The 26,822-nt window shown below is 40.5% G+C and carries 20 protein-coding genes and 2 pseudogenes; 14 read left to right on the forward strand and 8 right to left on the reverse strand.

From position 1 onward, the window contains the following. Positions 1-2: 2 nt before the first annotated feature. The 3 genes from V7K41_RS11430 to V7K41_RS11440 form a co-directional block, all read right to left on the reverse strand. On the reverse strand, positions 3-1,106 hold the full coding sequence (locus tag V7K41_RS11430; protein ID WP_334848141.1) for a glycosyltransferase family 4 protein: 1,104 nt from the start codon (positions 1,104-1,106) through the stop codon (positions 3-5). 67 nt (positions 1,107-1,173) lie between these two features. Continuing rightward, entirely contained in the window at positions 1,174-2,601 is a 1,428-nt protein-coding gene (locus V7K41_RS11435; RefSeq protein ID WP_334848142.1) for an oligosaccharide flippase family protein, read from the reverse strand. Between the two features lie 380 nt (positions 2,602-2,981). Continuing rightward, positions 2,982-4,424, reverse strand: coding sequence for a sugar transferase (locus tag V7K41_RS11440; protein ID WP_334848144.1), 1,443 nt, complete (start codon positions 4,422-4,424; stop codon positions 2,982-2,984). A gap of 2,098 nt (positions 4,425-6,522) precedes the next feature. On the opposite strand from V7K41_RS11440, the gene V7K41_RS11445 reads away from it, so the two are divergent. Next, complete coding sequence (locus V7K41_RS11445; RefSeq protein WP_334848146.1) at positions 6,523-12,450, forward strand: amino acid adenylation domain-containing protein; 5,928 nt, start codon at positions 6,523-6,525, stop codon at positions 12,448-12,450. A gap of 302 nt (positions 12,451-12,752) precedes the next feature. Next, the gene (locus V7K41_RS11450) at positions 12,753-13,934 is read left to right on the forward strand and encodes an aldo/keto reductase (RefSeq protein ID WP_334848148.1); all 1,182 of its coding nucleotides are present in this window, start codon (positions 12,753-12,755) and stop codon (positions 13,932-13,934) included. Between the two features lie 84 nt (positions 13,935-14,018). Here the strand turns inward: V7K41_RS11450 and V7K41_RS11455 are convergent, their stop codons facing one another. After that, positions 14,019-15,347: a hemolysin family protein gene (locus V7K41_RS11455; protein WP_334848149.1), complete on the reverse strand. Its 1,329-nt coding sequence runs from the start codon at positions 15,345-15,347 to the stop codon at positions 14,019-14,021. Positions 15,348-15,587: 240 nt separating this feature from the next. Here V7K41_RS11455 and mfd point away from each other — a divergent pair, with 240 nt between their 5' ends. The 5 genes and pseudogenes from mfd (at position 15,588) to V7K41_RS11480 (ending at position 20,732) form a co-directional block, all read left to right on the forward strand. Then, positions 15,588-19,166 (forward strand): transcription-repair coupling factor, encoded by a 3,579-nt coding sequence (gene mfd, locus V7K41_RS11460; protein WP_334848151.1) that lies wholly within the window; start codon positions 15,588-15,590, stop codon positions 19,164-19,166. 290 nt (positions 19,167-19,456) lie between these two features. Next, positions 19,457-19,660, forward strand: coding sequence for a type II toxin-antitoxin system HicB family antitoxin (locus V7K41_RS11465; RefSeq protein WP_334848153.1), 204 nt, complete (start codon positions 19,457-19,459; stop codon positions 19,658-19,660). Next, a complete protein-coding gene (locus V7K41_RS11470) occupies positions 19,657-19,866 on the forward strand; it encodes a type II toxin-antitoxin system HicA family toxin (protein ID WP_334848155.1) in 210 nt (69 codons plus the stop codon). The genes V7K41_RS11465 and V7K41_RS11470 overlap by 4 nt, the downstream gene beginning before the upstream one ends. A gap of 393 nt (positions 19,867-20,259) precedes the next feature. Continuing rightward, positions 20,260-20,472, forward strand: a complete 213-nt coding sequence (locus V7K41_RS11475) for a hypothetical protein (RefSeq protein ID WP_334848156.1) — start codon at positions 20,260-20,262, stop codon at positions 20,470-20,472. Further along, a pseudogene (locus tag V7K41_RS11480) lies at positions 20,469-20,732 on the forward strand (type II toxin-antitoxin system RelE family toxin). The gene V7K41_RS11475 and the pseudogene V7K41_RS11480 overlap by 4 nt, the downstream one beginning before the upstream one ends. A 40-nt stretch (positions 20,733-20,772) precedes the next feature. On the opposite strand, the gene V7K41_RS11485 reads toward V7K41_RS11480, so the two are convergent. Then, the gene (locus V7K41_RS11485; RefSeq protein ID WP_334848158.1) at positions 20,773-21,246 is read right to left on the reverse strand and encodes a DUF29 domain-containing protein; all 474 of its coding nucleotides are present in this window, start codon (positions 21,244-21,246) and stop codon (positions 20,773-20,775) included. Between the two features lie 106 nt (positions 21,247-21,352). Here V7K41_RS11485 and V7K41_RS11490 point away from each other — a divergent pair. The 7 genes and pseudogenes from V7K41_RS11490 to V7K41_RS11520 form a co-directional block, all read left to right on the forward strand. After that, positions 21,353-21,595: pseudogene (locus tag V7K41_RS11490) on the forward strand (TRCF domain-containing protein); the annotation flags it as partial. Positions 21,596-21,692: 97 nt separating this feature from the next. Further along, the gene (locus V7K41_RS11495) at positions 21,693-23,078 is read left to right on the forward strand and encodes an AAA family ATPase (protein WP_334848160.1); all 1,386 of its coding nucleotides are present in this window, start codon (positions 21,693-21,695) and stop codon (positions 23,076-23,078) included. Beyond that, positions 23,078-23,647: a hypothetical protein gene (locus V7K41_RS11500; protein ID WP_334848162.1), complete on the forward strand. Its 570-nt coding sequence runs from the start codon at positions 23,078-23,080 to the stop codon at positions 23,645-23,647. The genes V7K41_RS11495 and V7K41_RS11500 overlap by 1 nt, the downstream gene beginning before the upstream one ends. After that, positions 23,647-23,790: a hypothetical protein gene (locus tag V7K41_RS11505; RefSeq protein ID WP_334848164.1), complete on the forward strand. Its 144-nt coding sequence runs from the start codon at positions 23,647-23,649 to the stop codon at positions 23,788-23,790. Before V7K41_RS11500 ends, V7K41_RS11505 begins: the two co-directional genes overlap by 1 nt. 28 nt (positions 23,791-23,818) lie before the next feature. Then, positions 23,819-24,037, forward strand: coding sequence for a hypothetical protein (locus V7K41_RS11510; protein ID WP_334848165.1), 219 nt, complete (start codon positions 23,819-23,821; stop codon positions 24,035-24,037). 87 nt (positions 24,038-24,124) lie between these two features. Continuing rightward, positions 24,125-24,400 carry a type II toxin-antitoxin system HicA family toxin gene (locus V7K41_RS11515; RefSeq protein WP_334848167.1) on the forward strand — a complete coding sequence of 92 codons (276 nt, stop codon included), beginning with the start codon at positions 24,125-24,127 and terminating at the stop codon, positions 24,398-24,400. After that, positions 24,366-24,746, forward strand: a complete 381-nt coding sequence (locus V7K41_RS11520) for a type II toxin-antitoxin system HicB family antitoxin (RefSeq protein ID WP_334848169.1) — start codon at positions 24,366-24,368, stop codon at positions 24,744-24,746. The genes V7K41_RS11515 and V7K41_RS11520 overlap by 35 nt, the downstream gene beginning before the upstream one ends. Before the next feature lie 37 nt (positions 24,747-24,783). On the opposite strand, the gene V7K41_RS11525 is transcribed toward V7K41_RS11520, so the two are convergent. The 3 genes from V7K41_RS11525 to V7K41_RS11535 all read right to left on the reverse strand — a co-directional run bounded on the left by V7K41_RS11525 (position 24,784) and on the right by V7K41_RS11535 (position 26,714). After that, on the reverse strand, positions 24,784-25,215 hold the full coding sequence (locus V7K41_RS11525; RefSeq protein ID WP_334848171.1) for an NUDIX hydrolase: 432 nt from the start codon (positions 25,213-25,215) through the stop codon (positions 24,784-24,786). 8 nt (positions 25,216-25,223) lie between these two features. Next, entirely contained in the window at positions 25,224-25,676 is a 453-nt protein-coding gene (locus tag V7K41_RS11530) for a DUF3531 family protein (protein WP_334848173.1), read from the reverse strand. Positions 25,677-25,781: 105 nt separating this feature from the next. Continuing rightward, entirely contained in the window at positions 25,782-26,714 is a 933-nt protein-coding gene (locus tag V7K41_RS11535) for a Sll0314/Alr1548 family TPR repeat-containing protein (protein WP_334848175.1), read from the reverse strand. Positions 26,715-26,822 lie beyond the last annotated feature (108 nt).

Raw genomic sequence — 26,822 nt, forward strand, 5'->3', positions numbered from 1 at the left:
AACTAATATTTATTTTGCATATTTATTTCTTGATAATAAATTTGAGCTGTTTGAGCAGCAATATTTGACCAATTTAAATCTTCCTGACAACGAGCTAATGCCGCAGTTTGCATACATTGTTGCAAGTCGCGATCGCTTAACAAATAAATAATGGCATCAGCTAAAGATTGGACATCACAAGGTGGAACTAATAACCCATCTTTTTTATGCTGAATTATCTCACTTAATCCCCCTACTTCCGAGGCTACAACCAGTGTTCCTATCCCATAAGATAAGGCTGCTACACCACTTTGAGAGGCTTCTATGTATGGTAGAACTGTTACCGTACTGCGTTGAAATAGATTACTTACTTCTTCAAGGGGGATAAAGTCATTGATAATTTCGTAGCGTTTCTCATCATAACCATTAGGGAAATATTGTTTTATGTTTTCTCCCCGTCCAGCGATAATTAGCTTGATTTCAGGTATACGTTCAGCAATTAAAGGCATAGCCTGAAGTAAATATTTCAATCCTTTATAGGGCCAGATGCGTCCAAAAAATAGTAATGTATTTGGATCGCGAGTCTGACTATTGTGATTACCCCGACGCTTATACAAACTACCAAGTTCCCCATGTGGTAAAACATTGACTCGCTCTTGAGGTATACGGAATTGTTCAATTAGAATCTTTTTTAGTTGATGAGTATGAACAATCAATTGTTGGGAACGGTAAAAGGCAATACGCCTGGTATACTCTGAACCAAATACAGACATACTATCCCCTGGGTGACGGAATATATCATGGATAGTTGTCACTAGTGGTGGCATTTTGTTGAGTAACAATGTCCAATCATACCAAGGATCGTTAGTTTCTTGCACATGCAAAATATCTGGCTTTATGTCTTTGATAATACGCATCATCGCGTACATAGACAATAGGTTGCGCGGATCGCGAATCCGTGGTTTTTTAAAGGTAATCACCCGGATACTTGAATCAAGAACATTGCTGCATACATTTGAGACTTTTTCCGGGTGAATAAGCGTTAAATCAACATATTTAACCAAACTGTTTGCTAATTCAATAGTGTAATCTTCAAAGCAAAAATGTAATAAAGCAACTTTAATCATAATTAAAATTATACTCTCGCTCAATTTTGATGAGTTAATGGTAAAAATCTATCTTCAACAATTACTACTATTTTAAAAACTTTAGCCATAAAAAACGAAACCCGCCAAACGCACTAATACCTAAATAAATCACAAATAAAGAATAGGCACAAGTTGCAATGAGTAGAGTGAATATAAAGTCTAAGTTAAGTTTTTGTAATAATATTAATATAGGTAGCATCACAATGGTTATTATTAATGGACGGCGCAATATTCGCCATAAATTTAATGAAAATAAGCGAGTATAGGTGAAATAAATATACTGGATAAAACCCAAAATAGTCATTAATAATGCTATTAAAGCTGCACCTAGTAACTGATAGTGGGAAACTAATACCACACCTCCCAAGCTCCCTAATGTAGTAGTAATAACTACTTCACGTAGGTTCACTATCTCGAAACCATTGGCTACAAGTAAATAACTCAGTGAGCGTGTAAACGGCAAGAAAAGGAGTGATGCAGCGGCTAAACTAAGGGCTATATTTGCTTCAGCAAAGCTAGTATTATAGATAAAAACTAATAAATCTTTGCCAAACAATAAGATTCCAAGATATAACGGCAATGCAATGATTAATAAAATTTCGATAATATTTTCAGCTATCTGCCTCTGCTTGTCCCGTCCTTGCTCTACTGCCTTGGAAAATCTTGGAAATATTGCTAAAGTTATACTATTAGCAATAATCAAAAAGGGTTGTAGTAATTGTGTTATTCCGCCAAATAGACCTACTAAAAGTTCATTTCCTAATAATGAAAGAATCAATATTTGAATTCTGCCACTAACTACAGCCATTGCTTCAATAGCAAAAAATGTCCGCGCCTCTTTAATTGTATTAAAGACAAAACTTCTATCAATCTGCCATTGTACTTTTACTAAAGGGACAATAAAAATCCATTCAATTATCAGAATTAGTGTTTCTGAAAAAAATAGGATCGCCCCCAAATATTCAATTCCATATTTTAGTTGCATCGCCCAAATCATTATTATTAGGCGTAGGATATAGATCGGCACTGTAGCGATCGCTATCAGATGCATCTTTTCTTTAGCTTGAAAAATCGCCTCTGTGATATTAGAAAGCGCAAAAGGAACGATCGTTAAGCCCATTATGTAACAAACAGTCGAGGTCTTGGAACTATAGGGAAGCAAAAACACTACAATTACCAATGCCGCATAACTAAAGAAACTAAATATTAACTGTAGCCACGTACCACTCATTAGATAGACTGGTGTTTTTTGGGGCTCACGAGCTAGTTCTCTAGTAAACAATGTCTTTAGCCCTTGTGAGGCAATGCCCACAAAGATAAAATAATAGCTATATGCGAGTAGATACTGCCCTAAAGCCTCAGCTCCTAAAGTACGAGCAATAGAAGCGGTTAATACAAATGCTGTAATGCTTTGTGCTAACCGATTGAGTATCATTGAAAGGGAATTACTTATGAATTTGTACTTTTCTACCATTCTTGTAATTCTTAATTCAGCTTAATTCGTTCATTTTGAGTCACCATGATTTTTTCGGATAGATCCTTAGAAATAAAAGAAGTTTATTAAAGGATGTTTTAAAAGTCCCGAAAGGTATAATTTTGCCGTTCTGTACTGGGTTAAGTGCAACGCAAAATCAAGGTTTCGCCATATATTGAGATATTTTGCTGTGCTAAACTATGAGAGCAAAAGGCCCTTTTAAAACATCCTCTTAGATCCCTCTCAAGCAGGTAACTAATCAGCAAGGTAGAAAAATCTAAATTTAATCCACTATCAACTAAACTGTAGACTGCAATACTTTTATTGATACGTAACTTAGATTCTGTAATCATGAACCTGTACGGCTATGATTTTCTTTTTTAGTAAGCACCATCTTTTTTCAAAACCACCATAACTGTTTTAAGCAGAATTTCAAAGTCTAAAGCAAGTGACCAATTTTCGATGTAGCTCATATCCAGATGAATCACTTGTTCAAAATCTAAAATATCAGATCGACCTGATACTTGCCAAAGACCTGTAATACCAGGTAAAACTTCATGTCGAATAAAATGATGTTCAGAAAACTTATCAACGTCTCTAGTAGGTAAAGGGCGAGGACCTACTATACTCATTTCTCCAAGGATAACATTAAAAAGTTGGGGCAATTCATCTAAGCTGTAACGACGGAGAAACTTTCCAACACGCGTAATACGAGGATCGTCTTTTATTTTAAAGATAATTCCATCTTTTGTTTCATTTAAAGCTTCTAATTCCTTCTGTAGTGTTTCTGCATCAGACCTCATAGTTCTGAATTTCCATACTTTAAACTGTTGGCCATGTAAACCTATACGAGTTTGCTTGTAAAATACTGTCCCAGAAGAGTCAAGTTTTATAGCTATAGCTATAGCTATATAAATCGGGAATGATAACATTACAAATAAAGTCGCCAAACAAAAATCACAAATACGCTTTATCCAAAAATCTTTACCTGTAATTATCGGGCAATCCAAACTCAGACAAGGCATTCCCCCTATCTTATTAAATTCTACGTTTCTATAAATTGGTTTTAATTCCATCGGTAAGATATGTACTTGAATTCCAGATGCTTGAAATAACCAGCACAAAAACATTCTATTTTTTAGAGCATCCCAAGATATAAAAACTTCTGTTACACCTAATTCATTAAGTTGACTCAATGTTTGTTGGCGTTTATATCTGTCTAATGAGTTAGCATTTGCCGTTCCAGAGACAATATAATGCTTTTCTTTTTTTAGAAAGCTAGCAATCTGTTCGCGATCTTGAGGATCGCAAATAATGAATACAGAAGAACGAACGATTTTTTTCTGCTTACGCAAATATTCCAAAGTAACATTTACAGCATATCTACCAGTGCAAATAAATAATATACTTAGCAACCAAGATAATAATATCAATCTTGGGCTTGTGATATCAACAACTGGCTTATACAAAGAACAAACAAGGAGTATTAATCCATGAGCAAAAGTTAACGATTTGATAATATTCCAATAGTCATAGCGGTTTTGACCTTCTCGATAAATACCTTGGAGAGCTAGCGATCCGATTTGAATTCCAATAGTTATTAAAATCGGGAAATATTGACTCGGTACATACCAAGAAAGATGCTCAGAAGAAGATTGATATCCAGCAAAAATCCAAGCTAAGGACAACAAAGTATAATCTACTAAAAACAATGTTGTTAATCTTAACCACCATGAACCCTTGCGTACCCTGACAAATGCAGATGCACGTAAATCTAAAGATACTTCACTCAAGTTATTTGTTGCAATGCTTTGATTACTCATAGTTTAATAATGCCTGGTATCGTTAAAAATTTTCTGAAAACCTACTATATAATCAATCGAGACATCTTAACTCACACTCACGTTTTTATTTTAAAGAAAGTTGGTTTTTATAGTCTACTATTGAACTTTTTTTCAGAGTAACTTATAAGTTCTTAATTAAAAGCATATTCCAGGATGTATTTAAGCGTAACTATTACTTTAGTATTTAACTTTTGTTGACATGATAACATCCATCCTGTTTCGTACGGGAATTTCTAGCTTTGATGCTAAAGTAAAGGGGATAAGGATTTGTTGGGAAATAACTTATTATCTTTGAATAACATTCCTGACATTAACAATCAACTTGGTCAGGTAAACAATATTAGTATTTTTAATGTACGTGTACAAAATAATTGGACTGTATTAGCAGAATTAACCCTCTTTTGCCAATTTTACCAGAGAAGAATCTCTAATTTTTAGGGACTTTAGCAACAAGGCTATTTAATGAAACAAATCATAGATAGCGATCGCATAACCCATGATTTTGCTTACAATTCAGGATACACATAATGTACTTTTCTCCCCAGAGTGACAAAATAGGGATCGCATTGCAGAGGTACGCTTTATAACAGAGATATAGTTACATCTCTTTATAAATTACTTTAGCATATTTGCTTATGCTATTTTAGTTTTGATTAAAAGCTTCTTTATTTCTTTACGCATAATTACTTATTAACAAAACTTACACAAACAACATATAACAAAACGCATCAAAAATTTGATTATCGTTACAAAAATTTACATAAACCAATATTGTGATTTAACTTGGGTCAGTTTCATGGGTACATTTAAAAGAATTAGTAACAAATTAATAATAATTATTACTAACAAGCAAAGTTAAGCTCAATAATGTATGTCTAATATCTGTAAGTCTTGCAGTATCTTCATTCTAAACATTCTCACCTCCTGAGAGAGTCAATTTTTTGATATGTTTTTGATAAAACTTTTTTGTGTCCTAGATTTGGATTTTAGACCGCTCTAATTCTTGTCTATTAAAAATTGAGGGTTTAGGCACGGTCATATCACTGTCAAAAAATCAACATCTGACTTGCTGCGAGTCATTATTTATAGCCAAAAACCTTGAATAAGTTTTCCTTCTAAAAAAAGCAAGGGTTTTAATGTATTTTATGTCACAATTTTTGAAATGTTAATTCTATGTGCAAGACTTTCACTTTATGTATGCTTTATATAGTGAGCTGAAACCGTGCTGATGATGGTTTCACTGAGTCGGCATAACGGTCTTTCGTCAATCTTGGTGAAAATTAATGATTTTTTGTCATCTCAGTTAACGAAAAATCAACCCTTCAACCTAAACTCATGGAAGAACAATAAGTAGAAAAGGATAAATATAGATGAATGAGGCTAAAACCCTCTTTTTTTCTGCTTTTTGCCTTTTTGAACTTTTGATACTTGGCGCGGAGTGCCCCAACGCCGGAAGTCAACGATTAAACTTCTCTTTGCCCCTTCTTGAATTCTAATGGCAATTTTTTACACCGAGTTGAGCTTACTTAAGTCTTTTAGCAAATCAGATCGTAGCTTTACACTATTTTTACATATCAATAAACACAATGAAGATTTGGTAATAATGATTTTCCCATTAGGCAAACTTTCGTAAAAAAGGATAAAGTATTTTTAGATATTGTATAATAAAATATAAAATATCTAAAAAAAATATTTTTTAATGAAAGGTAAAGTCAGCAAATTATTGCCTAGATTTTTCATCTTTAGTTAACAGTTAAAACGAAATTGAGTACAAATGGGGAAATAGATTATTATACGGATAATCAATCGATTATTTAATATTTTATGTATAAAAACCTCTTTTTATACATAAAATATTAGATAATAATTAGCCTGGATGCTAGAACCAGAAGCCACAACATTTTAAAATAGTGGCATTTTGCCAACCTTACAGCTAAAGAGGCTTTGTTTTTGTATTCCCATACTCATAGCCTCAAGGTGTTAATTTGTAGCCTCACATAGGATTTGTATAAACAAAATATTACAATAAATAATAATTTAAAAAATAAGATTTTCTGATGGAGCCGGTAAATAAAAAATGCAGATAAATAACCAAACTTCAGAATATAAGAAAAATATTCCGTTAGATACCTTAACTCACATCATAGACACTCAAGTAGTTCATCATCAGGATCTGTGCATTCATCAAATGTTTGAGATGCAAGTAGAGCGATCGCCCCAAGCAATTGCGGTAGTATGTGAAAATACACAACTTACTTATCAGCAGCTAAACCAACGGGCGAATCAACTAGCGCACCACCTACGTGCTTTAGGCGTTGGCCCAGAAGTTCTCGTGGGCATTTGCGTGGAGCGCTCCTTAGAGATGATTGTAGGAGTGCTGGGAATCCTCAAAGCTGGAGGCGCTTATGTGCCTTTAGATCCAGCATATCCTTCAGAACGCTTGGCCTTCATTTTGGAAGACACCCAGACACCAGTATTGTTAACCCAAGAAAAATTGGTCAAAAACCTACCACCGCATCAGGCGCAAGTTGTTTGTCTGGATTCAAACTGGCAAGGGAATATTCAAAACATTCAAGAAAATCCTGTAAATAAGACGACAGCTGATAATCTCATCTACGTAATCTATACATCTGGCTCTACAGGACAACCTAAGGGTGTAACGATCCCTCACCGTGGTATCTGCAATCAACTCCACTGGAAACAAACAACTTTTGGATTAACTCACGCAGACAAAGTTTTACTGACTATTTCTTTTAGCTTCGATCCCTCAGTATGGCAGATATTTTGGCCATTGTGCTTTGGGGGGCAATTGTTCATAGCTCGCCCTGGTGGACATCAGGACACAACCTACCTTGTGAAGGTAATTACTGAGCAGCAAATCACGGTTCTGGCTTTAGTACCTTCCACACTGCGTGTCTTATTGGAAGAGAGGGGAATTGATAATTGCCGATTCATCAAACACATTACCTGCGGTGGTGAAGCTTTATCTGGCGAACTTATAGAACGCTTCTTTGCCAAACTGAATTTGGACAATGTTTTACATAATTGTTATGGGCCGACAGAAGCTTCCATTGATACCACTTTCTGGACTTGCCAGCGCGGCACTAATTATGCCGTTGCTCCCATTGGTCGTCCGATTACCAATGCAGAGATTCACATCCTTAATGAAAATTTACAGCCAGTGTCTGTTGGTGAATCAGGTGAACTGCACATTGGTGGTATTGGTCTAGCGCGAGGCTATCTTAACCGTCCAGAATTGACCACAGAGAAGTTCATTTTCAACCCTTTTAGCTCTGAGGCTGGGACACGTCTTTACAAAACTGGGGACTTGGCACGCTATTTGAGCGATGGTAATATCGAGTTCCTTGGTCGCATTGACGACCAAGTTAAAATACGTGGCTTCCGAATTGAATTAGGAGAAATTGAAGCCATACTAGCTCAACATCCGGCACTGACGCAGACTCTAGTCATAGCCAGAGAGGATGTTCCTGGGGACAAGCGACTCGTGGCATATATTGTTGCCAGTTCAGAGCAAATTCCTAGTCAGGTTGAATTGCGTCGCTTTTTAGAAACTCGGTTGCCTGAATACATGGTGCCTGGTTTCTTTGTATTTTTGAATACTCTACCATTAAATCCTAACGGTAAAATAGACCGCCGCGCTTTACCAGCACCGGATACATCTAATATTAGGCTGTCAACTAACTTTGTCCCACCTCAGAATTCGACAGAAGAAATCTTAGCTGGCATTTGGGCAAAAGTTTTGCGTCTGCAACAAGTAGGCATCCACGACAATTTTTTTGAATTGGGAGGTCATTCACTGCTGGCCACTCAAGTGATGTCTAGGATTCGCCAAGCTTTTCAAATAGAAATACCGTTACAACTATTATTTGAGCATTCCACGATCGCTACTTTAGCTCAAGCGATCGCTCAAAACCAAACTCCAGAAAACGATCCCCAAAATCAGACCATTCTTCAAATAACCAATCGGGAATTAGCCCCTTTATCCTTTGCCCAACAGCGAGTCTGGTTTTTGGAGCAGTTGGAACCCAATAGCCCAGCGTATATCGTCTCTAATGCACAGCGCTTAACGGGCAAGTTAAATCTGAGTGTATTGCAACAGTCACTAGATGCGATCGTTGTCCATCATGAGGCATTACGAACCAACTTTATTACATCATCTGATGGTAGCCCCATACAAGTAATCGGCACGCCTCGGTCAGTAGAACTCAAAATTATTAAGGTAACAAAAGAGCAAGTAGAATTTCTCCTAAATCAAGAGGTGCAACGCCCATTCAACTTAGAATTTGACTTGATGTTGCGAGCTACTTTGCTCCAAGTAGACGAACAGGAGCATATACTCTTGTTAATGATGCACCACATCGCCTCGGATGGCTGGTCAATCGGCATTCTCTGGCAGAAGTTAACAGCGCTCTATGAAGCCTTTTTAAGCAGTAAGCCTTCTCCCTTGGCAAAATTACCCATTCAGTATGCCGATTTTGCTGTTTGGCAGCACCAATGGCTATCAGGTGAGGTACTTTCCAGGCAAATTAACTATTGGAAAACCCAATTAGCAGGTGCTAATACTGTACTGGAATTGCCTACAGACCGACCACGGCCACCAGTGCAAACTTACCAGGGAGCAGCCCAATCTCTGATGCTACCGCAGACTTTGAGTGCATCACTTACAGAACTCTCGCATCAGGAGGGTGTCACTCTATTCATGACATTGCTGACGGCCTTTGGGACAATATTGCACCGCTACACTGGGCAAGAAGATATTCTCATTGGTTCTCCCATTGCCGGCCGTAACCGTTCTGAGATTGAAGGGCTAATCGGATTTTTTATTAACACCGTTGTTTTACGGACTGATTTTGCTGGCAACCCCAGTTTTCGTTCAGTGCTAAATCGAGTCCGCCAGATGGCATTAGCTGCTTATGCTCATCAAGATATGCCCTTTGAGAAACTGGTAGAAGAACTGCAACCAGAGCGAGATACCAGTCGCAACCCACTGTTTCAAGTGTGGTTTAATATGCTCAACTTAAGGGACGTCCAACTGGAACTACCTGGAGTGGCTATAGAACCAGTCTCGATCCTAGAAACAGTTTCCAAGTTCGACTTAACCCTTTACGTTACAGAACAAAATCAAGGAATCCAACTTGATTTAGTCTATAACACCGATCTGTTTACTTCAGAACGGATGATGGAAATGCTTCATCAATTCCATCACTTGCTAAATCAAATTGTTGCTGCTCCAGAGAGGCAAATTAGTTTATATTCCTTGGTGACACCAGAAGCGCGACCTTTACTGCCAGAGCCAATGGCGGTTCTGCCAGAACCACGGTATGAATTGACGACAACAATGTTTACTTCTTGGGTAAATCGTACCCCAGAACATTCATCACTTCGTCAAGGATTTCGCACTTGGAATTATGGAGAATTAGGCAAAATCGCTCAAACCTTAGCACAGGTTTTGTTATCTCACGGGGTAGAGCGGAGAGATGTCGTAGCCGTGTTTGGGACACGAAGCTTTGGGCTAATTGCTAGTATGCTTGGCGTACTCTTGAGTGGTGGTGTACTACTCACCCTCGATCCAAAACTTCCTAGCCAACGCCAACGGCTGATGTTACAGGAAGCTAAAGCTAAATACATATTATATATTGATGGTCAGCGTCCAGAAGACGAAAATATAGGGCAGTCTTTAACAATCATCTGTGTCAACCCAGACACAGGAGAAGTCATAAATTCAATCAAAAAAAGCATTGAACCCGTAAATCTACCTGAAATTACTGCCGACGATGCAGCTTATATTTTCTTTACTTCCGGCACTACTGGTGTCCCGAAAGGGGTGCTGGGGTGTCATAAAGGGTTGGCGCATTTTCTGAACTGGCAGCGCCAGACCTTTGAAATTAATCAGCAAGACCGCGTTGCTCAATTAACTGGTCTTTCTTTTGATGTCGTTCTTAGAGATATTTTCTTACCTTTAACTAGTGGTGCAACCCTATGCTTGCCAGAAGAAGAGGATAACTTAGAACCGACTCGAATTCTGCGTTATTTAGAAAATGAACAAATTTCTGTACTCCACACAGTTCCTTCGCTGGCGCAATTATGGTTAGCCAATGTGCCGTCAGGAATCTCTTTATGTAACTTACGCTGGTTGTTCTTGGCTGGAGAACCTCTGAAGGAAACACTTGTACTTCGGTGGCGGGATGCTTTTCCAGAATCAGGTGAAATTATTAATCTCTATGGGCCGACAGAGACAACTTTGGCAAAGTGTTATTATCAAATACCTGTTGAGTGTACACCAGGCATACAGCCAGTAGGATTACCCCTGCCTCAAACCCAAGCACTAGTTTTTACACCAAATCACCAACCATGCGGTATCGGTGAACCAGGCGAGATTGTAATCCGAACTCCATTCCGCAGTTTGGGTTACATCAATGCCCAGGAAGAAAACCGTTCTCGGTTTGTCAAGAACCCTTTTCGGAACGATCAACAAGATTGGCTTTATTATACAGGCGATCGCGGATGCTATCGTCCAGATGGCTCTCTAGAAATTCTCGGTCGCCGAGATCATCAAGTCAAGATTCGGGGGATACGCATTGAGCCAGGGGAAATTGAAACGGTGTTAGCCCAACACCCAGATATACTCCAAACTGTAGTCATTGCCCGTGAAGATGTTCCTGGCGATCGGCGTTTGGTGGCTTACATTATACTGAATCAAAATAGAGCGATTGCGATTACTGATATCCGGGGCTTCCTCTCGACAAAATTGCCACAATACATGCTACCTTCGGCTTTTGTCGTGCTGGACACCATGCCCTTAACCGCCAATGGCAAAATAGACCGACGTGCCCTACCTGCACCAGACTTATCGAGGCAAGAGCCAGAAGCCACCTTTGTTGCTCCCCGCAATCAAGTGGAACGCCAGTTAACACAGATTTGGGAACAAATTTTAAGTGTCCAGCCCATTGGCGTTAGGGATAACTTCTTCGAGCTAGGAGGACATTCTATCCTAGCAGTAAAACTGTTTTGGCAAATTGAAAAGACATTTAATAAAAACCTGCCTCTTGCTATTCTTTTCCAGTCAGGTACTGTAGAGGCTCTAGCCAAAATAATCTGCCAAGAAGAAGATTTGACAGGAAACTCAGCTTTAGTAAATACCTTAGACCAATCAAAATCTAGCTGGTCATCCCTAGTAGAAATTCAACCCAACGGTTCCAAGCCACCTTTTTTCTGTATTCACGGCCTGGGTGGAGAAGTCTTATGTTTCCGTGAATTGGCATTGCATCTGGGGACAGAACAACCATTTTACGGATTACAAGCACGAGGGCTAGATGGAAAATACCCTCTCCATACCCGCATTCAAGATATGGCAGCGCATTACATTCAAGAAATTCAGACCCTTCAACCTCATGGCCCTTATTTTCTCGGAGGTTATTCCTTTGGGGGTACAGTTGCCTTCGAGATGGTTCGGCAACTTCATGAGCAAGGCGAACAAGTAGGCATTTTAGTTATGCTTGATAGTTGTCGTCCAGGATATAGCTGGCAAGTGCCATTTCTCAAGCGAGTTTTTTTGCATTTAAATAATATTGTTCAACAAGGGCCTAACTACCTTTGGCAAAAGGTTGTGAGATGGAGCTATTGGCGTAAGCAAGAACTGCAAAATACATATAACCGTTATTTGGAAGACGTACTTCATGTACCTGAAACTGACAAGCATTTAAAGGTTATAGATACTAACACTCAAGCCCTCAGTGACTATATTTTTTCACCTTACCTTGGTCGAGCTATTCTTTTGCGGACAGAGGATAAAAATCGTGACGAAGCTATAGGCATAGAATACAATCCTCAATTTGGCTGGGGCAACCTAGTAGTTGGAGGATTAGATATTCATTACCTTCCCGGATCTCACCTTGACATACTTAACGAACCCCATGTACAAGTGTTAGCTGAAAAATTAAAAAATTGCTTAACTCAGGCACAGTCTCAGTCTGCAAAGAATTAATTTGAAATTTTTTGTTAGTTCAGCTTCGCACAACTCAGCACTGCCGGGTCGTTTTGCCATTTATTGGTCTAAACTTGAGAGAGTAATAGAAAAATGCTTGCTAGTGGTAACTAGGGTGAGATAATTAGTCTGTGGAACTGGAATATTGGTAAAAATCCAATAACCAAAAGACCTGACCGATTTAAGAATGCGATGAATATTGCTAGTGTCACAGATTGAACAGAGGGAATGATTGTGGCACTGAAAGCTGGAATGACTATCGTTTTTAGATTTTAAGTTGGTAAGCAATCCACAATCCACTGATGCTATATAGAAGATTTGGACGCACAGAATTACAGATGCCAGTGTTTTCTTGCGGTGGCATGAGATATCAGTTCAAATGGGAGGATGTTCCCAATCATGAAATTCCTGCTGATAACCAGGCAAATCTGGAAGCGACTATTAGAAGGGCAGTCGAGGTTGGGATTAATCATATTGAAACTGCCCGTGGTTATGGCACTTCTGAAATGCAATTGGGGAGAATATTGCCCAAGTTTCCCCGCGAAAAGTTGATTGTTCAGACCAAAGTCAATCCAAAGGCAGATGCGAAAGAATTCCAGGAGATATTTGAACAATCTTTGAAAAATCTCCAGCTAGATTATGTTGACCTTTTAGGGTTGCACGGCATTAATCATCCTGAGTCGTTAGATGACAGCATCCGTCCAGGTGGCTGTTGGGAAGTAGCGCAGCAGTTGCGAGCAGAGGGAAAAGTTAGATTTATTGGCTTTTCCACACACGGCTCTACAGATATGATTGTCCAGACAATTAATACCAATCTATTTGATTACGTGAACCTGCACTGGTACTACATTAATCAATGGAATTGGGCAGCAATCGAAGCAGCTAAACGCCACGATATGGGGGTGTTTATTATTAGCCCTTCTGATAAAGGAGGTTTGTTGTATAAACCTCCAGAAAAATTAGTCAATCTTTGCGCCCCATTGAGTCCAATGGTGTTTAATGATTTGTTTTGTTTGAGTCATCAAGAGGTACATACCCTGAGCTTGGGAGCAGCAAAACCACAAGATTTTGATGAACACCTGAAGAGTTTAGAGTTAATAGATCGGGCATCAGAAATTTTGCCACCAATTTTAGCAAGGTTGGAAGAAGAAGCGATCGCTACTTTGGGAGAAGATTGGGTAAAATCCTGGGAAACAAATCTACCAACCTTTGACGAAACCCCTGGTGAGGTAAATATTCGGGTGATTTTGTGGCTGCGGAATTTAGCGATCGCCTACGATCTAGTAGACTACGCTAAAATGCGCTACAACCTACTTGGTAATGGTGGCCACTGGTTCCCCGGCAACAAAGCCGATCGTTTAGACGAATTAGACTTAGGGCAATCTCTCGCCCGTAATCCCTACGCCCATAAAATCCCCCAACTCTTGAAACAAGCTCATCAGTTGTTGGCGGGTGAAGCAGTCAAACGTCTATCTCGCACTTGATAAATTGCATAAATAGGGCATTGGTTATGGCGCATAGTAAATAGTAAACAATAATTATCAATACCCAATGCCCAATGCCCAATCCTAATCAGATTTTTTCGTATCTGCTGATTTAACTGCCTTCGGTACAACTAGCACCTTATCAACACGATTACCATCCATATCCATCACTTCAATTCGCATACTTTGCCATTCAAAATGATCTGCTGCGGTAGGAATACGACCTAAATGGGTGATCACAAAACCGCCTAATGTTTGATAACTGCCGCGTTCCTCAGATTCCCACTCTTCCATACCAAAAAGTTCCAAAAACTCCTCTACAGGCAACATCCCATCCAAGAGCCAAGAACCATCTTCGCGTTGTACAGCTTGTGGTTGATCCTGTCCATCCGTTGAAGGAACATCACCCACGATTTCACTCATGATGTCGTTGAGAGTGACTAATCCTTGAATCACGCCGTATTCATCTACTACTAGAGCCATGTGAGTGATGGTTTGCTTGAACAATTCCAAAACTTTCAAGCCACGGGTGCTTTCTGGCACAAATACAGGCTGTCGCAATCCGATAGTCAAGTCTAGTGGTTCCCCTCGGAAACTCCTGGCTAATAAGTCGGTGACAGGGATAACACCCAGCACATTGTCAAGTCCCCCCTGACAAACTGGATACCGAGAATAGGCACTATCAACCATTTTTTGGCGATTTTCTTCGGCAGAGTCGTCTAAGTCTAGCCAAACAATATCAGGACGGGGTGTCATTAAGTAGCTGACAGGGCGATCGCCTAAACGAAAGACTCGCTCCACCATATCCTGTTCGGCTTCCTCAAAGGTTCCCGCCTCGGTGCCTTGCTCAATTAAGATTTTAATTTCTTCTTCGGTGACTTGCGGCTCGGTAGAAGCTGTAATTCCCAGTAATCGCAGGATCAAATCTGTAGAAGCGCTTAAGAGAAAGACTACTGGAGAAGCGATCGCCGCCAAGGCTTGCATCGGAATAGCTACAATCGAGGCAATCCTTTCTGGGTTGTTTAATGCCAGACGCTTCGGTACCAATTCGCCAACAATGAGTGAGAAATAGGTAATGAGCAAAACCACTATTCCGAAGGAGAGCGGGTCACTATAAGGTGCTAACAAGGGGACACGTTTTACATAGATTGCCAACCGACTGGCAATTGTTGCTCCTCCAAAAGCACCAGTCAGGATACCGATCAGGGAAATACCCACTTGAACGGTTGACAGGAAATGATTTGGAGACTCCGCTAGTTTCAATGCTGCCTTTGCCTTGGCATCTCCTTGATTAGCAAGCTGCTGTAGTCTAACTTTCCGTGCCGAGACAATCGCCATCTCAGACATAGAAAACACGCCATTGGCAATAATTAGCACCAAAATGATTAAAATTTCAAAAGTGATGGAGGACATGTTTAAAATTGCCGCTTATCAGAGCAAACGTAGCTCAATCCCTAGTATCTAGTATTAAAGGTGTTTCGATAAATACTTTGACTATATACAAAGTAGTAGTTATATTTCTTAAGTTTATTAGTCACTGTGGATTATTCTTCCATTGAAGGAATAAGAAAGCTGTTAACACTTTTAAAATAGTTGACATAAACTGCCTTAAGATTTGCTGACCCACAAAGACTCCCATCGCTAGTAGTACTTATGTCATTTTCTTCTATTGTGCGTGCCTTAGCGCGATCGCCGCTCACCACTGAATTTCTTTCTAAGCTAAACCGACAACAAGAATTGCGGTTAAATGGCGTTCCTCGACTACCCAAGGGTTTGGTGGCTTCAGCATTGGCGCAGGCTACGGGCAAGAATTTGTTTGTGGTTTGCGCCACTCTGGAAGAAGCTGGACGCGTTTACGCACAACTGGAGGCAATGGGATGGCAAACAGTACATTTTTACCCGACCTCCGAGGCTTCTCCCTACGAACCTTTTGACCCGGAAACTGAAATGAGTTGGGGGCAAATGCAGGTATTGGCGGATTTGGGAATGGGGCATGGGGGAGCCACTGCGTTGGACGGGTTCCCCGGCTTGAAGCAAGTGGCGTCATTGGGCATGGGGGATGGAAAAGAAAAATCCCTAAATTCTAATTCTCAGTTACCCAAGATGGCGATTGTGGCTACTCAAGGAGCGCTGCAACCTCATTTACCACCACCAGAGGCTTTTCAACAATTCTGTCTTACCCTGAAAAAAGGGATGGAATTAGACTTAAATGCATTCAGTGAGAAAATAACTATTTTGGGGTACGAACGAGTACCTTTGGTGGAAATGGAAGGACAATGGAGTCGACGGGGCGATATTGTTGATGTGTTCCCGGTTTCTTCTGAGTTTCCAGTTAGGTTGGAATGGTTTGGCGATGAAATTGAGCAAATGCGAGAGTTTGACCCAGCAACCCAACGTTCCGCCCTTGATAAAGTTGACCAGTTAATTCTTACCCCCACTAGCTTTGCTCCCATCGTCATGGCGGCACTGAAAAATAGTGCTGAGTTCCGAGTGCTGAGTGCTGAGTCAGAATTTAACTCAGAACTCAGCACTCAGCACTCATCACTGATTGAGGGTAGTCGTCGCTTTTTGGGGTTGGCTTTCGAGCAACCAGCATCTCTGCTGAACTACTTATCAGAAAATACCCTAATTGCCATTGATGAGCCAGAACAGTGTCATGCTCATAGCGATCGCTGGGTAGAAAATGCTGAGGAACAGTGGAGACTGGGAACTGGGGAAGAGTCTAACCAAGTACCAAAAATTCACCGTTCTTTTGATGAGTCTTTGGCTGATGTTGCCAGATTTAAAACCTTATATTTATCGGAACTGTCAGAAGAAAATGATGGGATTAATCTTGCCAGCCGACCTGTTCCAGTCACGCCGCACCAGTTTGCTAAACTAGCTGAAACCATCCGCCAAGAACGCGATCGCAATTTCTCGATCTGGTTGCTTTCTGCTCAACCTTCCCGTTCTGTCTCCCTGTTGCAAGAACATGACTGTCCGGCTCAGTTTATCCCAAATTCCCGCGACTACCAAGCAATAGATAAGCTGCAAATCAACCATACTCCCATAGCCTTAAAATATTCTGGTCTGGCGGAACTAGAAGGTTTTATCTTGCCTACGTACCGATTGGTAATTGTCACAGATCGGGAATTTTTTGGACAGCATTCCTTGGCGACTCCCGGCTATATCCGCAAGCGCCACAAAGCTACTTCTAAACAAGTCGATCCCAATAAGCTGCGTCCGGGCGATTATGTGGTTCACAGAAATCATGGTGTTGGTAAATTTGTCAAGTTGGAAAGTTTGACGATTAATAACGAAACCCGTGATTATTTGGTAGTGCAGTATGCTGACGGGTTACTAAGAGTCGCAGCCGATCAAGTAGGTGCTTTATCGCGGTTCCGCGCCGCAGGTGATAAAGCACCGGAACTCAACAGGATGACTGGTAAAGCTTGGGAAAATACCAAGAATAAAGTCCGCAAAGCGATCAAAAAATTGGCGGTGGACTTGTTAAAACTGTATGCAGCGCGATCGCAACAACAAGGTTTTAGCTTTCCAGGCGATATGCCTTGGCAAGAGGAATTAGAAGATTCTTTCCCCTACCAACCCACAACGGATCAGCTTAAAGCAGTACAAGATGTGAAACGCGACATGGAAAGCGATCGCCCAATGGATCGCTTAGTTTGTGGCGATGTCGGTTTTGGGAAGACGGAAGTGGCGATTCGTGCTGTTTTTAAAGCAGTCACCGCCGGTAAACAAGTGGCACTCCTTGCGCCAACTACTATTTTAACACAGCAGCATTACCATACACTCAAAGAACGTTTTGCACCTTATCCCGTAAATGTCGGTTTGCTCAACCGTTTTCGGTCGGCTGAAGAACGCCGCGATATTCAAAAGCGATTGGCAACGGGCGAATTAGATGTAGTAATTGGTACGCACCAACTTTTAGGTAAAGGCGTGACATTCCGGGATTTAGGACTGTTGGTGGTGGATGAAGAACAGCGATTTGGGGTAAACCAGAAAGAGAAAATTAAAAGCCTGAAAACTCAGGTGGATGTGCTTACCCTCTCCGCCACTCCCATTCCCCGGACTTTGTATATGTCCTTGTCAGGAATTCGGGAAATGAGTTTGATTACCACGCCACCGCCAACTAGACGACCAATTAAAACCCATCTATCACCGATTAATTCCGAAAGTATCCGCACAGCAATTCGTCAAGAATTAGACAGAGGTGGACAGGTATTTTATGTAGTTCCACGAGTGGATGGAATCGAAGAGACAACAGCCAATTTACGAGAGGTGATACCGGGAGCTAGGTTTGCGATCGCTCACGGTCAAATGGATGAAAGCGAGTTAGAATCAACCATGCTCACTTTCAGTAATGGGGATGCAGATATCCTCGTTTGTACGACAATTATTGAATCTGGCTTAGATATTCCGCGAGTAAACACCATTTTAATTGAAGATGCTCACCGCTTTGGATTGGCACAGCTGTATCAATTACGCGGTCGTGTGGGACGTGCAGGTATTCAAGCTCATGCTTGGTTATTTTATCCGAAGCAACGAGCATTATCTGACGCAGCACGGCAACGATTACGAGCAATTCAGGAATTTACTCAGTTAGGTTCTGGATATCAACTGGCGATGCGTGATATGGAAATTAGAGGCGTGGGTAACTTGCTAGGTGCAGAACAATCCGGTCAAATGGATGCCATCGGTTTTGATTTATACATGGAAATGCTGGAAGAAGCAATTCGGGAAATCCGAGGACAAGAAATTCCGAAAGTGGAGGATACTCAGATTGACCTCAACCTCACAGCATTTATCCCAGCAGATTACATTACCGATTTGGATCAAAAGATGAGTGCTTATCGGGCGGTAGCGACAGCTAAATCTAAATCAGAATTAAAGCAGATTGCTGCCGAGTGGAGCGATCGCTATGGTAGTTTACCAGTGTCGGCAAATCAACTTTTGCGAGTTATGGAACTCAAACAGCTAGCGAAAAAACTCGGATTTAGCCGGATTAAACCAGAAAACAAGCAGCACGTCGTTTTAGAAACGCCGATGGAGGAACCCGCTTGGAATTTATTGGCGGCGAATTTACCAGAAAATCTCAAGACGCGCTTTGTGTATTCTCCTGGTAAAGTCACGGTGCGCGGGTTAGGAGTTTTTAAAGCAGATCAACAATTGCAGAATTTGATTGATGCTTTCGGGAGAATGCAGGGTGCGATTCCAGAGGCGGTTGGTGTTTGATCGGTTTTGCTCAAATTTCTATCAATTTAGAACCAAACCTACATAGGATAATCAGAGTGAGTATTAACCCTCTTTAATCACTATCGGTAGAGAAAAATCTATAACCCTTATTTCTCATGACTTTTATCAATTTAGACGTAGGTTGGGTTGAGGAGTGAAGGCGCGATCAACTCACGGCCTGATATTACAGATAGTCAAGCATACGCTCGCAAGTTACCTCATGAAGCTGAAACTCGTGAGCAAAAAAGTATGGTTGTTAGCATATTCTTACAAACTAGCTCAACAGGTTTATGAAAATTAGAGCAATTATTCATCCAGCAGAAGAAGGCGGCTATTGGGCAGAGGTTCCCGCGCTTCCCGGTTGTATTACTGAAGGAGACACCAGAGAAGAGGTAATCGCTAATTTAAAGGATGCTATTGAAGGTTGGCTTGAAGTTGCTAACAGCAGTAATGCAATTGAGTCAACAGATCAAGTTGTCGAAATTGCTGTATGAAATCGATTTCTGGCAAGCAACTTTGTAAGATTGTGGAACAAAAAGGTTGGGTTTTGCAAAGAATTACTGCCAGTCATCATATTTATGAAAACCCTGAAGTAGAAAAAATCCTGTCAATTCCTGTTCACCGCAATCAAGATTTAAAAGTTGGAACCTTGAAAGCCTTGATGAAAATAGCCCAGCTATCTGAGGAAGATTTACTTTAATTTCAACTTACTGCTCTGATTCATCTACTAACTTGCTTGGTTCACGGGGGTAAAAATCATAGTCCACAATCTCTGGCAAACTGTAGGGACACTCTACCGCCGTTATCTGTGTAATTCCGATGGTGAGTTAGTTTTGTCTATCTCAAAGCAGCACTTCTATACGCCTCACGTAAGCTTAATCATCCAGTGTTGGTGGCATGACAATCTGGGTAGACGCGCATCTGTCACCTATGATTGCAACTTGCATTACTAGCACTTTGGGGATAACAGCACTATCTGTCTGTTCACTGGTTGACGTATATTGAAAGCACTGGCACTTCAGACGAGTAATATTAGAGTAAAATAAGGTGTTCAAAGTATAGACAATGACGAACAGTTAAAAACAGTAGAGACATGGAAACTACAACTAAAAGGCAAGCGTTAATCAAGGCTATTAATGAACAATTAGAACTAGCTTATGACGATACCTTACAAGAGATTTTATCATTGCTAAAAATCCGTAAACAGGAAGACGAGTTGGACGAAAGAGACTTTGAAGAGGGATTAAAAGATATCGGAGAAAATGGCACTTTAACTTGGTCAGAACATCAGCAAAAAACTCCATGAGCTACCAAGTAGAAATTTCCAAAAGTGCATCTAAACAACTAAAAAAGTTACCTGTAGATATTCAAGAAAAGCTATAAAGCAAAATTCAACAATTAGCTCTTGATCCTCGCCCTGATGGTGTCGGAAAATTAAAAAATGGTGAAAATCGTTATCGCATCAGAGTAGGCGATTATCGGATTTTGTATCAAATTTTCGATAATGTCTTAATAGTAACCGTTGTCAAAGTAGGGCATCGTAGAGAAGTTTATAGAGACGATTGACACTTGAGCAGGCGAGAATTCCAGACCCAGCCCTTTGATTCTAGTCTGATTCATCTACCAATACCAACTTACTTGGTTCACCAGGGTAGAAGTCATAGTCGACAATCTCTGGCAAACTATAAGGACACTCTACCGGAAAAGTCCGCTTGGGCAAATCTGTTTCTCCAACCGCTAATTCGACACCTTTAAGGTAGGCTTTGCGAAGTGCTTCTTTAAGGTAGGGCTTTAGGCTAGGATTGTCTTCAAGCAGTTCAGCAATATCTAAGCGTTGAATACGAAGTGTTGCTAACCAGCTACGGCTACGGCGTCTTGACTGGTACTCCCATTTTAGTAAATGTCCAATCAACACACTCAGACGGTTTCGTAGTTCTTGACGTTGCTGTTTACCCAAAGATTGAATCTCCTCAATCAGATTTTGCACATCAATCTGACTCCACTGCTCATTGCGAAGTAAAGTTGCTTGTTCCTGTGTCCAAGCATAAAAATCAGTTTCGTAGAGGCTTGGTGAAGGCATTGGTATCTTTGGGTTTGTTTCAGGTATACGCATTAGGTTAGTTCAACCTCAACGTCTTTGCCTTTATTGTAGAACTGTCTCAAACTCTAGTAATTCTGATATTAAGAGCGATCGCTATGGTACTTCACCAGTGTCGGCAAATCAACTTTTGCGAGTTATGGAACTCAAACAGCTAGCGAAAAAACTCGGATTTAGCCGGATAAAATCAGAAAACAAGCAGCACATCGTTTTAGAAACGCCGATGCAGGAACCTGCTTGGAATTTATTGGCGGCGAATTTACCAGAGAATCTCAAAATGCGCTTTGTCTATTCTCCTGGTAAAGTTACAGGGCGCGGTTTAGGAGTTTTTATGATAAATATTTGGTGTTTAGACTAAAACAGTGAGTTTTAGACTAAGACATGGTTGGAGAGTGATAGTAGAAGATGATCGCTAAAAAAATACGGCAATGAAAATTAAAGTCAAAAATCTTGGTGCTTTAAAGCAAGCCGAATTCACACTTGGCGACCTGACGATCATTTGTGGCTGCAATAATACGGGCAAGACTTACGCTACTTATGCGTTGTTTGGCTTTTTATCTACTTGGCGACGAATGTTTGCGATCCAAATCAAGACCGATAAGATCAAGCAGCTCCTTGCAGACGGCGTAATTCGTCTTGATATACAAGAATATATTAAACAGTCTGAGCAGATTGTGAAGACAGGTTGTCAGGCATATACCCAGGAATTACCGAAGATTTTTGCAGCATCGGCACAACGATTTAAAACAACAGACTTTCAGGTAAGCCTGGACATCCAAAATATTAGTTTAGCAAGCAGATTTAGTCGGGAAATTACCTCCGGCGAGGCATCACTTTTCTCTATTACCAAAAGTGAAAAAAGCACAGAATTAGTTGTAACTCTGCTTGTTGAGAAAAAGAAGGTAAAAATCCCCACCGACATCCTTAAGCGTACCATTGCCGACGCACTAAAAGATATCATTTTTGAGCAGTTTCTTCCTAACCCTTTCATCGTTAGTACAGAACGAACCGGTGCTGCCATTTTTCGCAAAGAGTTGAATTTCGCCCGCAATCGCTTGCTCAAAGAAATGGGTCAGGCTGATAAAAACATCAATCCAAGAGAGCTTCTATCTAACGTATACCAGGCTTATGCGCTCCCAGTAGAAAAAAATGTGGATTTTGCGCGGGAACTGGAGACAATTTTCCAAGAAAGCAGTTTCATTACTGAGAAGCATCCCCATGTGTTAGATGATTTTGCCGACATCATTGGTGGTGAATACACAGTCACCCGTAATGATCAACTTTATTATGAGCCGCATAGTAAACGGATCAAGCTTTCTATGGATGAAAGTTCTAGCGCCGTGCGTTCTCTACTATATCTCGGCTTTTATCTGAGACACAAAGCCCAACTTGGTGATTTACTGGTGGTGGATGAACCTGAGATGAACCTACACCCTGAAAATCAGCGCCGCATCGCACGACTTTTCGCCCAACTAGTGAACCTTGGTATTAAGGTTTTCATCACCACCCACAGTGATTACATCATCAAAGAACTGAATACGCTGATCATGCTCAACCACGATAAACCCCATCTCAAGCGAATTGCCCAAGTTGAAGGTTATCGGCAAGAGGAACTGATCTCTTCTGAAAAAATCAAAGTCTATATTGCCGAAGTTGCATCCATAATACTAGAGGGCAAAAAGAGAAAAACTAAATGCCAGACACTGACACCAGCCAATATCGACCCAGAACTGGGTATTGAAGCTCGCAGCTTTGATACAACCATCGAAACGATGAACCGGATTCAGGAAGCGATCGTCTGGAATGAGGAGTAATGTCTGATATTGCTATCCTCAAAGAGATGATCAATGAAACTGCTACAGTTTCATTGGAAAATGATGGCTACGGCAAAAATAAGGTCATACTCAGAGAGCCGCCACCCGCCAACTACTATGTAACTATTAATGGGATGCCTGATGATGATGAGGTCATAATCATCAATGCAGATAAATTTAAGTCACCGGATACAGTTTTTAAAGGAAACCGTGGTGAATGCAAACGTGCGGATTTTGTCATCGTTACTGATACTGGTAAGAAAAAAGTCATCCTTTGTATTGAGATGAAAGCAAAAGCTAGCACAAGCGCAGAATGGGAAATCATTCAGCAACTTAAGGGCGCACAGTGTTTTATCGCCTATTGCCAACAAATTGGTAAAGAGTTTTGGGGACAAAAGAATTTCCTTGATACTTATGTCTACCGTTTCGTCACCATCAGAAATATCAACATTCATAAGAAACCAACACGGGAGAAAATAACTGATGATCATGACAGTCCAGAGCGGATGCTAAAAATCAGTTCTCCACATTATCTTCAATTCAATCGTTTGATCGGAGGGAAAAAATAATGGCACTGTATAAAAACTTTCCTAATTTGCCCCATGTTATCCTCGATCCAACAATTCGCTGGTTTCTGGTAATACGATCGCGCTTTGCTCTCACCCCAAGCGATCGCACCCTAACAACCCTAACAGAGTGCAAACAGAGATAATTTATAGTATGACTTTCGTATAACAGCCATGATAGAGCTACTTAAACAAGCGATCGCCAAACTAAAAAACTTGCCTGCCAATGAACAAGATGCGATTGCGGCGATGATTTTGGCAGAACCAGAAGATGAACGCCGTTGGGATGAAGCTTTTGCCCGTTTTCCAGAGATGCTTGCCAAACTTGCAACCGAGGCAATGGCTGAATACCGTGCAGGTAAAACCCAAGAGTTAGATCCAGATACATTGTGAAGTCACGTATAACTGCTCAGTTTCGTCAAGGGTTTATAGCTTTTTTATATTTCAAAATTTTGATACTATATATAGTATCACCTCTCAATGAGCAAATTAAGAAAATTAGTAGATCGCTTCTTGAAACGACCTCCAGAAGTGCGGTTTCAGGAAGTTTACTATCTATTGGAAGCTTTTGGCTTTGAAGAGAAAAAATCTAAGGGTAGCCATCATAGCTTCCGAGACTCCCAAGGTAAAACGATCACTGTACCTAAAACAGGAGGACAAAAAGTCAAAGGGGTCTATGTACAGCAAATAGTTGAACTATTAAATTTAGAAGAGTGGATTGATGAAGACACTGAACCAGAAGAACCAGCAGATTGAGAAGCCGTCCTTAGAATATTATTTAAATCTTCAGTACCCTGTAACACTTTACCCCGATCCAGAGGGGGGATATGTAGCTCAAATTAAAGATTTACCTGGATGTCTTACCCAAGGCGAAACTGTTGAAGAGACAATAGCAAATCTCAATGAGGCGCGGGAATTGTGGATTGAAACAGCTTATGAAGCTAGCGATGATATTCCCTTACCAAGTAGTAATGATAGCTATAGCGGTAAACTACTACTACGGATGCCGAAATCTTTACATCGACGTTTAGCTGAGAATTCTGAACGAGAAGGCGTTAGTCTCAACCAGTATATTGTGTCTTTGTTGAGTGCGGTGGCATAATTAACAGCAAAGCAATCTTAGTAAATTTTCAGGTGATTTATAAATATTCAAAAAAGACTTCAGGCACTAATCTGAATTCCCCAGATTTCAAGCGAGAGATATCTATCCATAACGCTCTATGTTTATGATGTGGCGATTCTGAAAAAACTAAACTTTCCAGTTGATAAAATTTGGAATCAGCAAAGTCACATTGATAAAGCTGAATAATTTCATGACCTTGCTTACCATTAAATGTAAACAGATTCTCTATACAACCTAAATATTTAATATTCTTTAATTCTACCTGAATTTCCTCTTGAAACTCTCGTTCTAAGGCTGCGCGGCTGGTTTCGCCAAATTCGACACCACCGCCTAAAGCACGATAAAATGTTTCTTGTTTTACGGGATCGTAGCCTTCAGAAAGAAATATGCGATTGCCATTCCGAATTAGCCCCAAAGCTATTACCCGAATTTCGCCAGCTTTATTCATTTTTGTAACTAATTATCATAAATAGACTGAGGACGACTTTCGCTATCTTCAATAGGCCAATCTGGATTTTCGCCACCGATGTATAATTCTTCAATGGTCACATATTCCTGACTTAGCTGTGTGAGAGCGTTGATTAAAATATCCAGAGCGATCGCATCACTGGTTCCTAAGTCAAACCAACAACGTCCCCACTGTCCCTCATATTCAAACTCACCCATGTTGTGCATCAGTGCTACTAGGCTTTTGTCATAGCCTTGTTCATCATAATTCATGTAGCTGATATCGAGTCCAGTGTCCTGCACCTGAAGATTCTCTGCATTAAATGCACCCAATTTACCCAGATAAAACCAGGAATTGAAAACTTCTTCTACATATTGCTTTTCACGCGCAGAAGGATTTGTGCTGAATTTCAGCCAAATCCACACATCAAAAGGATTAATTTCGCGGAACTGAATCTCCATTTTGGTCTAATATCTCAATTACTCTTCTGGAAATAAGCATATCAAAGTAGGGAATGGAGAATGGGGCATAGGGGATAGAGAAAAAACTTAATCGCCAATGCCCAATTACCCAGGATTCTTCAGGCTAACAGCACTTCTGCGTTCGCGCTCAATTTGTTTGACTAAATCGCCTGGGAGTTGAGATTTTTTAGTCAATGCTTTGTCAAAATTAGCGATCGCTTCCTGGATTATCTGCTGGCTTTTTTCTTTTTGCCCCAGTTGTTTAAGGATTTGGGCTTTGAGATAATAAATTTCTGGATTATCGGATGTGGTTTTAATCGCCCGATTCACATACTCTAGTGCCTGTGGATACCTTTTTAAATCCCGGTAAGCAAGAGCAATACCCCGATCCACTAGATACCCAGGAGAAGCATTTTGTTCTAAGCGTCGAATTGCCTGATCTGGGCTAGCAAAAGGCAAATTAACCGCCAATAATAAATCCATATAACCCTTGATTAAATTCAGTTCTGGATCGTTGGCAGAAATTGCTTCGGCTTTATCTAAATATTCATAAACTTGTCGCAGCCGACTCAAGGCTTGGGGTACACCGTTGACTGTACCCTCACGGGTGATAACTACTGCACCTTCTAAAAAATGACCAACAGCAGTGTATAAATTACCACGCAATGGGTCGTTAGGAATCAGTTTTTGTCCTGTTTCTAGAGTTTTCTGACTATAGGTGTCAAGTTTAGCCCAATCCTTATTTCCGTATGCTAAAGATGCCTTCATAGCATAAGCTAGAGGTTCATTTGGCTCTTTGGATAGTGCTTGTTCCAGATAACGATCTGTTGCTGGATAGTTGCCCTGTTGAAAAATTGCTTTAAAAGCTGCTTCTGTTTGGTTGCCAATTTGATGAGGTTCGCGATTGCGAAATGGATCGCCAGCCAAAGAAGGATTTACCCACAAATTAAGTGCGATCGCACCTGCAAAAGCAGTCTGAGCAAAGGTAGTGAGTTTAGCAGACACTACTAATCGAGGCGAAGAAAACCTTTTAGTCATTTTAACCCTCAGAATAATTGCGGTTGAAATAGTTGTATGTGTTACTTAGAATGCAAAAATGGTTAATTTTAACTTGCCTCTGCTTCAACCAAAATTTTCTTATATATT

The organism is Nostoc sp. (genome assembly GCF_036917415.1).
GTDB lineage: Bacteria > Cyanobacteriota > Cyanobacteriia > Cyanobacteriales > Nostocaceae > Nostoc.